At 68.5% G+C, this 13,935-nt stretch carries 4 protein-coding genes; all 4 read left to right on the top strand.

The features are described 5' to 3' along the window. Nucleotides 1-36: 36 nt before the first annotated feature. Genes OG609_RS02265 through OG609_RS02250 form a run of 4 tightly spaced genes read left to right on the top strand, consistent with a single transcriptional unit; the run spans nt 37 to nt 13,922 of the window. Nucleotides 37-9,453, top strand: coding sequence for a non-ribosomal peptide synthetase/type I polyketide synthase (locus OG609_RS02265; protein ID WP_327271190.1), 9,417 nt, complete (start codon nt 37-39; stop codon nt 9,451-9,453). Further along, on the top strand, nt 9,443-11,125 hold the full coding sequence (locus tag OG609_RS02260; protein ID WP_327271189.1) for a phytoene desaturase family protein: 1,683 nt from the start codon (nt 9,443-9,445) through the stop codon (nt 11,123-11,125). Before OG609_RS02265 ends, OG609_RS02260 begins: the two co-directional genes overlap by 11 nt. Continuing rightward, nucleotides 11,122-12,870: a phytoene desaturase family protein gene (locus tag OG609_RS02255; protein ID WP_327271188.1), complete on the top strand. Its 1,749-nt coding sequence runs from the start codon at nt 11,122-11,124 to the stop codon at nt 12,868-12,870. Before OG609_RS02260 ends, OG609_RS02255 begins: the two co-directional genes overlap by 4 nt. Continuing rightward, a complete protein-coding gene (locus tag OG609_RS02250) occupies nt 12,867-13,922 on the top strand; it encodes an MDR family NADP-dependent oxidoreductase (protein WP_327271187.1) in 1,056 nt (351 codons plus the stop codon). The genes OG609_RS02255 and OG609_RS02250 overlap by 4 nt, the downstream gene beginning before the upstream one ends. Nucleotides 13,923-13,935: the final 13 nt, after the last annotated feature.

The following is a 13,935-nucleotide window of genomic DNA, read 5'->3' as shown; positions in this document are numbered from 1 at the left end:
GCCGTGCCGCTGTGCCACGACTTGAGGAGTACGACCTTGCCCGACGTGAACAGTGCCTCTGTGAGCGACAAAGTAGCGATCATCGGCATGGGCTGCCGACTGCCAGGCGGTGCATCGGACCACCGCACGTACTGGCAGAACCTCATGAACGGCAAGGACTGCATCACACCGACACCGGCGGACCGCTACGACGTCATGACGCTCGGCAGCAGATACAAGGAGAAACCCGGACGTCTGATCGGTGGCCGAGGCGGATACATCGACGGTTTCGACGAGTTCGACCCCGGCTTCTTCGGTATCAGCCCGCGTGAGGCCGACCAAATGGACCCGCAGCAGCGCAAGCTGCTGGAGGTGGCCTGGGAGGCGCTGGAGGACGGCGGTCAGCGGCCCTCGGAGCTCGCCGGAAGCAATGCCGCCGTGTTCGTCGGCGCGTTCACGCTGGACTACAAGATCCTCCAGTTCTCCGACCTGAGCTTTGCCTCACTGGCCGCTCACACCGCCACCGGCACCATGATGACGATGGTCTCGAACCGTCTGTCGTACTGCTTCGACTTCCGGGGTCCCAGCCTCTCGATCGACACCGCGTGCAGCTCCTCCCTGGTGGCGGTGCACCTCGCCTGCCAGAGCCTGAACAACCGGGAGACCGATCTCGCGTTGGCCGGTGGCGTCCTGCTGCATGCGGCACCGCAGTACACCATCGCCGAGACGAAGGGCGGCTTCCTGTCGCCCGACGGCCGCTCGCGTACGTTCGATGCCACGGCCAACGGTTATGTACGGGCCGAGGGCGTCGGAATGGTCGCGCTCAAGCGGCTGGACGACGCCGTACGCGACGGCGATCCGATCCACGCAGTGATCCTCGGCACGGGGGTCAACCAGGACGGCCGCACGAATGGCATCACCGTGCCCAGCGCGGACGCCCAGGTCGCCCTCATCCAACGCGTCTGCGCCGGAGCCGGCATCACCCCCGGCGCGCTGCAGTACGTGGAAGCGCACGGCACCTCGACACCTGTCGGCGACCCGATCGAGGCGAACGCACTGAGCCGGGCACTCGCCGTGGGCCGCAGACCCGGTGCCACGTGCTACGTCGGGTCCGTCAAGACGAACATCGGGCACACCGAAGCGGCAGCGGGCATCGCCGGACTGATCAAGACCGTTCTCTGCCTCAAGCACCGGCGTATTCCGCCCCACATCAACCTGGATCGGATCAACACCGCCATCGACCGGGAGTCCTCCCCGTACCGGATCCCGACCGAGCCGACCGCTTGGCCCGAGCACGAGGGCCCCGCCCGGGCCGGGGTGAACGCGTTCGGCTTCGGCGGCACGAACGCGCATGTGGTGCTGGAGCAGGCACCCGAGCGGGAAGCACAACCGACCGCGCCCGGTGAAAGGTCCTGGAATCTCCTTCCGCTGACCGCCCGGACCCCGGATGCCCTGCCGGAGCTGGCGGCGGGCATCCGCGGCGAGCTGGCAGGGGTCCAGGGGTCCGAGGTGTCGCTACCCGACCTCGGATACACGCTTGCACGCCGCCGCCAGCACCTTGAGTCGCGCCTCTGCGTCGTGTACTCCTCACGGCCCGATCTGGATGAGGGGCTCGCCGCCTTCCTGCGGGATGAACCTCACCCCCGGGTGATCCACGGCAGTCAGCTCGACGTCGAACAGCGCGGCCTGGTCTGGGTCTTTACCGGAATGGGGCCGCAGTGGTGGGGCATGGGGCGCCAACTGTTCGAGGGCGATGAGGCGTTCCGGGACGCGGTCACCCGCTGCGATCTCGCCGTCCGCGAGCTTGCGGGCTGGTCCCTGATCGAGGAGATGACGGCCGACGAAGCCGGATCGCGCATGGGCGAGACATGGCTTGCGCAGCCGGCCAACTTCGCCGTCCAGGTGGGACTCGCGGCCATGTGGCGTCAGTACGGTGTGCGGCCCGACGCCGTGGTCGGTCACAGCACCGGTGAGATCGCTGCCTTCTATGAGGCGGGGGTCTACACGCTGGAGGACGCGGTCAGGATCGTGGTGGACCGCAGCCGGCTCCAGCAGAAGCTCACCGGGACCGGCACGATGCTGGCCGTGAGTCTGCCCGAGGAGGAGGCACAGCTCCGGGCGGGCGCGTACGGGGACCGGGTGTCCGTGGCCGCGGTCAACAGCCCCTCGGCCGTCACGCTGGCCGGGGACCGGGACGCACTGGCCGAGCTGGCGAACGGGCTTCGCGCCGAGCGGATCTTCGCCAAGTTCCTGACAGTGCAGGTCCCGTACCACAGCGCGAGCATGGAGGCGATCAAGGACGAACTGCTGGCCTCACTGGACGGGCTGGACCCCCGGAAAGCGACGGTTCCGCTGTATCTGACGGGTCAGGAGGGCACGGCGCACGGCAGTGAGCTGGACGCCGGCTACTGGTGGAAGAACGTCCGCCATCGGGTCCGCTTCCGCTCGGCCGTCGACCGGCTCGCCGACGACGGGTACGGGCTGTTCCTGGAGATCGGCCCGCATCCCGTGCTCGGTCACTCCATCCGTGAATGCCTCGACGGCCGGGGGACGGACGTACGTACCCTTCCGTCGATCCGCCGCCAGGAGAACGAACCGGAGCGCTTCGCCGCCTCGCTGGCAGAGCTGCACAACCTCGGCGTCCCCGTCGCGTGGGACACCCTGCACCCGGTGGGCACTCCCGTGGCCCTTCCCCGCTACCCGTGGAAGCGCGACCGCCACTGGACGGAGCCCGGCCCCGTGGCTCAGGTCCGCCTCGGGCACGCCGACCACCCTCTGCTGGGCCGCCGCACGAAGCACCCCGAACCGACCTGGCACACCTCCCTGGACACTGAGCGGCTGCCCTACCTCGACGACCACCGCATCCAGTCCACCGTGGTCTTCCCGGCAGCGGGATACCTGGAGATGGCCATGCAGGCGGTCCGCTCCCTGACCGGCGGTACCCATGCCGTACTGACGGACATCGAACTCCGCAAAGCGCTCTTCCTGCCCGAGGGCGAGGACCGGGCCGTGCGTCTGACGCTCTCGTCGCAGAACGCGGCGTTCACGATCGCTTCGGCAGGGGAGGGCGAGGGCGACCGGGCAGTGCACGCGAGCGGTGTCGTGCGCTCCGGGCAACCGCGCCCGGCCGGCCCGCCCGTCGATACCGCCGCCCTCCGGGCACGCACCCTGCACCGGCTGGACGGCAAGGACTGCTACGCGGCGCTGGCCGCCCTGGGTTACGACTACGGCCCCGCGTTCCGGGCCATCGAAGAGGTGTGGATCGGTTCCGGTGAGGTACTCGCCCGGCTCCGTCCGCCTGAGGTGATCGGTGACGACGCGGCCCGGCACCACATCCATCCCGTGCTGCTCGACGCCTGCTTCCAGTCGTTGCTGACGACGCAGCTCCTCGATGACGGCGCGGACCGGCAGCCCTCCGGGATCCGCCTGCCCCTGTCGATCGACGAGGTGTGCCTCGCCCCGGTGGGAGACCAGCCGATCTGGGTGCATGCCACCGTCACCCGCAGCGACGGGGACGAGCTCGTCGGGGACATTGCCGTCTACGCGGACAGAGGTGAACCTCTGGGCGGCATCGGTGGGTTCCGCGCAGCCGACGTGGAAAAGACGTCCACGGCGGTCGGACTCGGCACGATTGATTCCTGGCTCGCCGAGACCGTCTGGATCGACAGGCCCTTCGACGTCGCCGAGAACCAGGCCGACTCCGGCAGCCCCGTCTCCACCAGCAGCGACTGGCTGGTGTTCGCCGATCGACAAGGTGTGGGCGACGCCCTGAGCGCCGTGCTCACCGCGCGCGGCGAGCGCTGCCACCTTGTGCGTCCGGGGGACTTGTACCAGAAGGGGGGCGAGGGAAGGGAATCCACTGTCGTCCCGGGGTCCGCCACTGACCTGGATCAGCTCTTCGCCGACCTGGGTATGGACGGCGAGGACGGCCGGCCGTCCTTCGGCACCATCGTGCATCTGTGGAATCTCGACCTGCCGCACCTTGCTCAGGCCTCGCGGCAGGACCTCGTACGGCACAGCGGCACCGGGACGTACTCACTGATCGCCCTCGCCCGGACGCTGCTCCGCCACGGGGCCGACGGCCGGCTGCACATCGTGACCCGCGGCGCGCAGCATGTCGAGCCCGGCGAGGCCGTCGAACCTCTGGGGGCGCCCGCGTGGGGGGTCGGCCGGGTACTCAGGCACCAGGAGCTGATCTCCCATCGCGGCAAGCTGATCGATCTGGATCCCGGCCGCCGGCAGGGAGATGAGGGATACCTGGCCGAGGCGCAGGCGCTGTTGCGCGAGATCCTGACCGACGACGAGGAGGAGATCGCGCTGCGTGGCGCCGGCCGCCTCACCAGCAGGGTGCGGCGGGCCGAAGGGCTGACCCGCCCCCTTCCGCTGACCCTGCGCGCCGACGCGAACTACCTTGTCACCGGCGCCTTCGGAGCGCTCGGTCGGCTGCTCTGCCGGACACTCGTACGGCGTGGGGCGCGCAGTCTGATCCTGATCGGACGCACCGCCCTGCCGGAGCGCTCCGCCTGGCGCGGTCTCGATCCCGCCACTGCCGATGGCCGTGCCGTGGCCTTCGTCAAGGAGTTGGAGGCGCTCGGTGCGCGGGTCGTCCTGGCACCGCTCGACATCACCGATGAGGCCGCGTTCACGGCCTGGCTCGAAGCTCACCGGCTCACCGACCCGCTGCCGGTCCGCGGGGTGTTCCATCTCGCCGGGCAGGTCCGCGACACACTCGTCGCGGACATGGACCAACAGACGTTCGCCGAGGCCCACGATCCCAAGGCCGTCGGCGCGTATCTGCTGCACCGGCATCTTCGGGACGAACCGCTCGACCACTTCGTACTGTTCGCCTCGATCGCTTCGCTCATGACCACGGCGGGCCAGACGAACTACGCCGCCGGGAACGCGTTTCTGGACGCGTTGGCCCAGCACCGTCGGGCGCTCGGCCTGCCGGGACTCAGCGTCGACTGGGGACCGTGGGCCACCGGCATGATCGAGGAACTGGGGCTCGTCGACCACTATCTGCACAGCCGTGGGATGAGCTCGCTCGCACCGGACGTCGGCATGGCGGTCCTGGAACGCGTCATCGGCCAGGACCGGGCCCAGTTGCTTGTCGCCACCGTCGTCGACTGGCCGGTGTTCCTGGCCTGGTACCCCTCCCCGCCTTCGCTGGTGGCCGAACTGGCGGCGACGGCCTCAGCCGCGACGGCCGACGGGACGAGCGACGGCATCCTCGACACCTTCCGCAACGCGGACGCCACGGAACGCCTCGCCCTGGTGACCCAGCGGTTCACCGCAGTGGCCGCCTCGGTGCTGCGGACGAACCCCGATCAGATCGATCCGCAGGCCGGCCTCAACGCGCTGGGACTCGACTCGCTGCTGGCGATGGAGCTGCGCGCCCGGCTCAGCTCCGAGCTCGGCGTAGCTCCCCCCGTGGTGGCTCTGCTGAGCGGTACATCGGCCGGCGAACTGACCGCACAGCTCCACGATGCCCTGTCCGATTCGGTGGCGTTGGCAGCCGGCGGCGACAACACGGCGGCGGCGGAGGTCTTCGAGGACGAGTTCCGCCATCCACTGACGCAGAACCAGAAGGCCCTGTGGTTCCTCAGGCAGCTCAACCCCGAGGGCTACGCGTACAACATCGGGGGCGCGGTCGAGGTTCGCGTCGCTCTCGACCCCGACCTGATGTTCGAGGCCGTCCGCTGCCTGGTCGCTCGCCACCCCGCGCTGCGGACCAACTTCCTCACGGTGGACGGACTGCCGCTGCAGCAGGTTTCGACGGACCGGATCCCGGACATCGCGCTGTTCGACGTGCAGGACCAGGAATGGGAGAAGATCCACCGCACGATTGTGGCCGAGTACCGCAGGCCGTACGACCTGGAGCGTGACCCGCTCTTCCGCTTCCGCCTCTTCAAGCGCGGCCACGACCGCTGGGTGATCATGAAGGCGGTCCACCACATCGTCTCCGACGCGATCTCGACGTTCACCTTCATCGAGGAGCTCCTTGCGGTGTACGAGGGGCTGCGCCAGGGCCGTGCGCCCTCGCTGCCGCCGGTCACCGCGCGCTATCTGGACTTCCTCAACGCGCAGAACCGCTTCCTGGCCGGTCCCGCGGCGCAGCGCATGCTCGACTACTGGCGCTCGCATCTGCCGGCCGAGGTGCCGGTCCTGGAACTGCCCGTCGACAAGCCCCGTCCGGCCGTCCAGACACACAACGGAGCCTCGGAGTTCTTCGTACTGGACACGGCGCTCACCGCCCGCGTTCACGCCCTGGCCCGCGAGCACGACGTGACCCCGTTCATGGTGCTGCTCAGCGCCTACTACATGCTGCTGCAGCGCTATTCCGGTCAGGACCACGTCATCGTGGGCAGCCCGGTCACCGGCCGGACCGAGCAGCGGTTCGCCTCCGTCTACGGCTACTTCGTCAACCCGCTCCCGCTGCACGCGGATCTGTCCGGCGCGCCTTCAGTCGCCCAGCTGCTGCAACAGGTCCGTACGACCGTGCTGGGCGGCCTGGACAACCAGGAGTATCCGTTCGTCCTGCTGGTCGACGAGCTGGGGCTCCAGCACGACCCCAGCCGCTCCGCGGTGTTCCAGGCCATGTTCATCCTGCTGACCCACAAAGTCGCCACCGAGAAGCACGGCTACCGGCTCGACTACATCGAACTCCCCGAAGAGGAAGGACAGTTCGATGTCACCCTGTCCGTCTACGAGGACGAGGCGGAGCATCGGTTCCACTGTGCTCTCAAGTACAACACCGACCTGTTTCTGCCGGAGACCATGCGGCGGATGGCATCGCACTACACCACACTGCTGGACAGCATGACCCGGGCGCCGGCCGATCAGCCCATCACCCGGCTGGAGATGCTGGGCGCACAGGAGCGTGAGCGGCTGGTCGGTGAGTGGAGCGGCGCCGGGCGCGCCGCCCTTCCTCCTGGAGCAGGGGAGCGCGAGGCGGACGGCGTCCGTCCGGTGCATCAGCTGATCAGCGCGGTCGCCGCCCGGTGTCCGGACGCCGTAGCCGTCACGGTCCCGGCGCGTCAAGGGACGGCCCTTCGCCTGACGTACGGGGAACTGGACCGTCGCTCCGGGGAGCTGGCCCGGCGGCTGCGGGGGCTGGGGGTCGGAGCCGGCTCGGTGGTGGCGCTGTGCCTGGACAAGTCGTCGGACCTCGTCGTCGTGCTGCTCGCGGTGCTCAAGGCAGGCGGCGCCTACCTTCCTGTCCCGCCCGACCACCCGGCCGACCGCGTCGCCCACACCGTGCGGACGGCGGCCGCCAGCCTCGTCGTCGTCGAGGACGGCGCGTGCCGGGACCGGATGGCAGGACTGACGGCCAAGACGCTGACGCTGCGGGAGTTGTACGAGGCGGACGACGATCGGGTGCCCGCGGTCGGCGTCGAGGACCTGGCAGGTCTCGACTCACCTGCTTACGTCATCCACACCTCCGGTTCGACAGGGCGCCCCAAGGCCGTCCAGGTCAGCCACCGGAGCCTCGCCTCGGCGTACGGAGCCTGGCTCCAGGAGTACAGGCTGGACCGCGACGTCCGGGTTCACCTCCAGATGGCGGCCCCGTCGTTCGACGTCTTCACCGGCGACCTGGTGCGCGCGCTTTGCTCGGGCGGCAATCTGGTACTGATCGACCGCGATCTTCTCTTCGACACCGAACGCCTGTACCGGACCATGTGCGAGGAGCGCGTCGACTGTGCGGAGTTCGTCCCCGCTGTCGTACGCGGTCTCATGGACCACTGCGAACGCGAGGGCCTGCGGCTGGATTTCATGCGTCTGCTGGTCGTCGGGTCCGATGCGTGGAAGGCCGGGGAATACCGAAGGCTGAGCGATCTGTGCGGACCGCACACCCGTCTGATCAACTCCTACGGGGTCACCGAGGCCACCATCGACAGTGCCTGCTTCGAAGGACCCGTCAACGACCTGGAACCCGGCCGGACGGTGCCGATCGGACGCCCCCTGAGCAACAGCACGCTCCATGTGCTCGATCGGCACGGTGAACCGGTGCCACCCGGTGTGCCGGGCGAACTGTGGATCGGCGGCGACGGCGTCGCACTCGGCTACGCGGGTGACCCCGCAGAGACGGCCCGGCGATTCGTGACCCGGACACTGAGCCGGGAGCCGGGCGCCGAACCCGTACGCCTCTACCGGAGCGGCGACGCGGCGCGCTGGGACGCGCACGGCCGGGTCCATCTGCTCGGGCGGGTGGACGACCAGGTCAAGCTCCGCGGCCATCGAATCGAGATCGGTGAGATCGAGGCACACCTCGCCCAGTGGCCCCAACTGGCCCGAACGGTCGTCACGGTGCGCCCCGACGCCCGGGGAGAAGATGCGCTCTGCGCCTACTGCGTACCGGCGGACGGAGCAGCGCTGGACTCGCGCGCGCTACGCCGGCACCTCGCGGGACTGCTACCCGCGTACATGGTTCCTTCGCACTTCATCGCCTTACCGGAACTGCCGCTGACCGCCAACGGAAAGGTCGATGTCGCGGGCCTGCCGACACCGCGGTTCGACGCCGACGACGAGCCGGAGGAGATGCTCGGTACACCGTTCGAAGAGAGCATGGCGCGCCACTGGAAGGAGCTGCTCGGGCTGGAGCGGGTCGGCCTGACTCAAGAGTTCTTCGAGGCCGGAGGCAGCTCCATCAAGCTGATCGAGCTGATCCACCGCCTGCGGCAGGAGTTCGGTGTCGGCATCCCCGTCAGCCTCCTGTACCGGGTCACGACCCTGCACGGGATGGCCGCGACGGTGGAGCGTCTTGCCACCGGCGGCGGCTCGGACGACCTGCCCTGCCTGAGCTTCAACAGCGATCGGGAGCCCACAGTGTTCTGCTTCCCACCGGCGGGCGGCCATGGGCTCGTCTACCGGACATTCGCCGCCCAGCTGCCCGAGTACCGGCTGATCGCCTACAACTACGTCCCCGGCGAGAACAAGGTGGCCCGCTACGCCGACCTCGTCGAGTCTCTCCGGCCCGAAGGCAGATGCCTGCTGCTCGGCTACTCCCTCGGCGGCAACCTCGCATTCGAGGTGGCCAAGGAGCTCGAAGGCCGGGGACGCGACGTCGCCCATGTGATCGTCCTGGACTCGCACCGCATCCTGGAGCCCTACGTACCCGGCCCCGAGCACTTCGAGTTCTTCGAGGCGGAACTCGCCGAGCACCTGCTCAAGCACACAGGGTCGGAGATCGTCACCCGCGAAACCCTTGACCACGCAGCGGAGTACCTGGCGTTCTGCGGCCGCACACCGAATCTCGGTGTGGTGTCCGCGACCGTCAGCATTGTCACGGACGAGGAGAAGACAGCGCTCTACGCCGCGGACGCACGCGGCACCTGGCACGGCAGCTCCACCACGGCCACGGCAGTGCTGCGCGGCTCCGGAATCCACGCCGACATGCTCGACCCCAAGCACGTGGCCCGCAACGCCGAGCTGGTGCGCGGCATCCTCCAGGAGGGCGGCGCCGATGGCCGGTGACGAGGGCGACGCGTGGAGCGCCGAAGAGCGGGAGACGGACGGCAGGCCCCGTGTCATCGTGATCGGTGCCGGCGTCGCCGGAATGTCCACCGGGTGCTACGCGCAGATGAACGGGATGCGTTCTCGCATCTTCGAAAAGCATGTGCTGCCCGGGGGCTGCTGCACGGCCTGGTCGCGCGACGGCTACATCTTCGACTACTGCATCGAGTGGCTGATCGGCACGGCCGCCGGCAACGACGCCCATCAGGTGTGGCGCGAACTGGGGGCGCTCGACGGCAAGACCATCACCAACTTCGAGATGTTCAACCGAGTCGTCGACGAGACCGGCCGGTCAGTGGTCTTCTACAACGACCCGGACCGGCTGGAGCGGCACCTGCTCGGTCTCTCGCCCGCCGACGCCCGGCTGATCCGCTCATTCTGCCGAGACCTGAGGCGATTCATCGGCATCGAGCTGTACCCGTTCCTCACCGCCCCCGCCCTGCGGACCGTGCGGGAAAGAGCGGCGACGCTGCGCACGGTCCTGCCCGCGTTCCGTCTGTTCTGGCGTACGGCGGCGACACCGATGCACCGGTTCGCCGACCGGTTCCAGGACCCGTTGCTACGACGGGCGTTCCGCAACATCTTCTTCCAGGACCCGGAGGGCTTCCCGCTGCTCCCGTACCTGTTCAACATGGCCAGCGCCTATCACCACAACGCCGGTTTCCCGCAAGGAGGTTCGCTGGGCCTGGCCCGGTCGATCGAGGAGCGGTACAAGGCGCTGGGCGGCGAGATCAGCTACCGGGCACGGGCCGAACGGATCCTCGTCGAGGACGGGCGTGCCGTCGGCATCGAACTGCGCAACGGCAGGCGGTACTACGCCGACCATGTCGTCTCGGCCTGTGACGGCCACACCACGATCCACGGTCTCCTGCAGGGCCGGTTCACCGGTCCACGGATCGACAAGCTGTACAACGACCTGCTGCATCGTTCGGGCACCCTGTTCCCCGCGGTGGTCTCGGCCTTCGTCGGGGTCCGGGGCGACCTCGGCCCCGACCGGGCGCACAGCACCACGTACCTGCTCTCTTCCGAGGACGCCGCCCAGCTGCCCGGCGCACTGCAGAGCAGTCTGGTGGTCCAGTTGCGCTCCCACTACTCGGACGGATTCGCCCCGCCCGGAAGGTCGGTGGTCCACTGCACCTACTTCAGCGACTTTGCCTACTGGAAGGCGCTGCGCGCCGTCGACCGCAAGGAGTACCGGGCGAAGAAGCACCAAGTGGCCGACTTCGTAAGGAACTTCCTGGAACGCCGCCTGCCGGGCACGGCCGAGCGCATCGAGCTGGTCGATGTAGCTTCCCCGGCGACGACCCGGCGCTACACGGGTAACCACGACGGCTCCATTCTGGCCTGGAAGGCGTTCTCCGAGGCCGACGACATCGCGGCCGAGCTGGTAGGCAAGGACCGGATGCGCCTGCCGGGCCTGCACGGATTCTCCATGGCCGGGCAGTGGGTCGGCATGGGCGGCTTGATCCGTGCCGCGTCGACCGGCCGCTTCGTCATCCAGTACCTCTGCGACGAGCTGGGACGCGGGTTCACGGTGTCCGAGAGCCAAGGCGGCGAGCCATGGCATCCCGGAAAGCTGGGCCGTCTGCCGCAGCTCGACAGATGGTCCGCGCGCGAGGACAACCGCACATGAACACCGAGGAGAGCAGGTTCATGGCGCGTTCCGAACGACAGTCGATGATTATCATCGGCGCAGGGCTCGGCGGTCTGTCCACCGGCTGCTACGCCCGGATGAACGGCTATCGCACCCACGTCCTGGAGATGCATGAACTGCCGGGCGGCTGCTGTACGGCCTGGGACCGCGGCGACTTCACCCTGGATCCCTGTGTCAGCTGGCTCCTCGGCAGCGGCCCCGGCAATGAGATGCACCAGATCTGGCTGGAGCTGGGCGCTTTGCAGGGCAAGGAAGTACGGCACTTCGATGTGTTCAATGTCGTGCGCGGCCGGTGCGGCCGGGCCGTGTACTTCTACTCCGACCCCGACCGGCTACAAGCCCATCTGACGGACATCTCGCCCGCCGACTCCGCTCTGATCCGGGACTTCTGCAAGCAGCTGCGCGCCTTCCGTAAATGCCTCGCCGTCTATCCGTTCCTCAAGCCGGTCGGGCTGATGCCGACGCTGGAACGATGGCGGATGCTGGCTTCGTTCGTCCCGTACTTCAACGTCGTGCGCAAATCCATCAGCGTACTGATGACCGACTACTCGGCGAGATTCACGGACCCCCTGCTGCGTGAGGCGTTCAATTTCATCCTGTACGAGAAGCATCCGGCGTTCCCGGTGCTGCCGTTCCACTTCCAGCTCGCTTCGCACGCGAACCTCTCCGCGGGCGTCCCCGAGGGCGGATCGCTCGGACTGGCCGAGTCCATCGAGGGCCGCTACCGCAGGCTCGGCGGCCAAGTGACCTACAACGCCAAGGTCGAAAAGGTGCTGGTCGAGGACGACCGTGCGGTCGGGGTACGGCTGAGCGACGGAAGCGAACTGCACGCCGACATCGTCGTCTCGGCCTGCGACGGCCGCACCACGACGATGGATCTGCTCGGCGGCCGCTACCTCAACGAGGCGTACCACCGCCTCTACACCCGGACCATCCGTGAACCCGGCATGGTGTTCCCCGGATACTTCACACTCTTTCTCGGCCTCCGCCGGGACTTCCCCGACGCCGACCCCTGCACGACCTATCTGCTCGACGAAGCGGAAGCGGCAGGCCTGACCGGCATACGTCACCCGAGCATCAACGTCCAGTTCCGCAGCAGGCACTACCCGGAACTCTCCCCGCGTGGGACGAGCATCGCGTACGTCACCTACTTCTGCGACATCGCCCCCTGGCGGGCTCTGGACGAAGGACCGGAGCAGGCGACGCGGACCCGTGGCGGCCAGGAACTCCACACGCTGCCGGTACGCCATGGCCGCGGGTACTACGCGGCCAAGCGGCGGGCCCGCGACGCACTCGTCGAATTCCTGGAACGGCGCCACCCCGGCATCGCGGACGCGATCGCGGTGCGCGATGTGTCGAGCCCGCTCACACAGGTCCGCTACACGGGCAACTACGACGGCACAGTGCTCGGCTGGCAGCCCTTCGTGGAAAGCGGGGAGACGCTGGAGACGCTCATCAAGAAGCACGGCCCCGGCCTGCCGGGACTGCGGAACTTCTACCAGTCCGGCGTATGGGCGACGACGGGCGGACTGATCCGCGCGGCGGCGGCAGGCCGGCACGTCGTGCAGTTCATCTGCCGGGACGACGGCCGGACCTTCACCGCGTCCGTCGACGAGAGCGGGCCGCCCCCCACCCATCTGGTCGTTCCGGTGGGGCCCCGACCGGACGCGCGGTCCGTCATGGAGGACCGCTCGTCTCCTTTGGAGAGGAAGGGAATGGGATGAGGGCCAGGAAATGGGTGGTACGTGAGCACATCGAAGGCGTCCCCGACGTCGCGAGGGTCTACGGACTGGTCGAGGAGGATCTCGACGTCGACCTCGCCCCGGACGAGATGCTGCTGAGGACGCGCTACGTATCGGTGGACCCCTACCTCCAGGGCATTGCGCTGGACACCCCTCTCGGTGCGCACATGGGCGCCGACTCGATCATGGAGGTGCTGGAAGCGGGTCCACTGGCGGCCCACCGGCCCGGTGATCTGGTGCAGGGGTTCGGCGGCTGGCGCACCCATCTCATCAGCAACGGCGCGGCCACCCCCTGGCAGACCGGGACGTTTCCGATGGTCTTTCCCGCCTTCCGCCGCCTGGACCCCTGCTGGTACGACGACGCGCTTCCGCTCCCCACCGCGCTGAGTGTCATGGGCGGTCCCGGTATGACGGCCTGGGGCACCCTGACCAAGTTCATGTCGGTCCGCTCGGGTGACACCGTCGTGATCAGTGGTGCCTCCGGCTCCGTCGGTTCGCTGGTCGGCCAGCTGGCCAAGCTCGCGGGCGCCCGCGTGGTCGGCACCACCTCGACGACGGAGAAGGCCGAATACCTCGACGGGCTGGGATTCGACGCGGTCGTCGTCTACCGCCACGGGGACAGCTGCGAAGCGGTGCGATCCGCTCTCACCTGTGCCGCACCGGATGGAGTTGACAAGTACTTCGACAATCTCGGTGGCACGGTGACGGATGCCGTGTTCTCCATGCTCAACGTAGGCAGTCAGGTGGCCGTGTGCTGGCAGTGGGCCACCCAGGTCGGCCGGGAGGTCACCGGACCACGGCTGCTGCCGTACATCATGTTCCCGCGCACATCCGTGCGCGGCATCTTCTCGCTGGAATGGTTCACCGAGCAGAATTGGCGCGCGCTCCACGATGAGCTCGGCGGCCGGATCCGGAGGGGCGAGGTCCGCTGCGGGCACACCCTCCACCACGGCTTCGAGAACATCCCGGACGCCTATCGGAGCCTCTACCAGGACACGGGAGCGAGCCGGGGCAAGGTGCTGGTCGAGCTCTGACCGCCGTTTCCCC

This window comes from Streptomyces sp. NBC_01224 (genome assembly GCF_036002945.1).
GTDB lineage: Bacteria > Actinomycetota > Actinomycetes > Streptomycetales > Streptomycetaceae > Streptomyces.
The sequence above is the reverse complement of the archived record's forward strand: the minus strand, read 5'-3'. Positions and strand labels throughout refer to the sequence as shown.

Bases quoted from the DNA above. Each gene is read 5' to 3' on its own strand.
- OG609_RS02260 (WP_327271189.1), top strand. From the start codon at position 9,443: ATGGCCGGTGACGAGGGCGACGCGTGGAGCGCCGAAGAGCGGGAGACG.
- OG609_RS02255 (WP_327271188.1), top strand. From the start codon at position 11,122: ATGAACACCGAGGAGAGCAGGTTCATGGCGCGTTCCGAACGACAGTCG.
- OG609_RS02250 (WP_327271187.1), top strand. From the start codon at position 12,867: ATGAGGGCCAGGAAATGGGTGGTACGTGAGCACATCGAAGGCGTCCCC.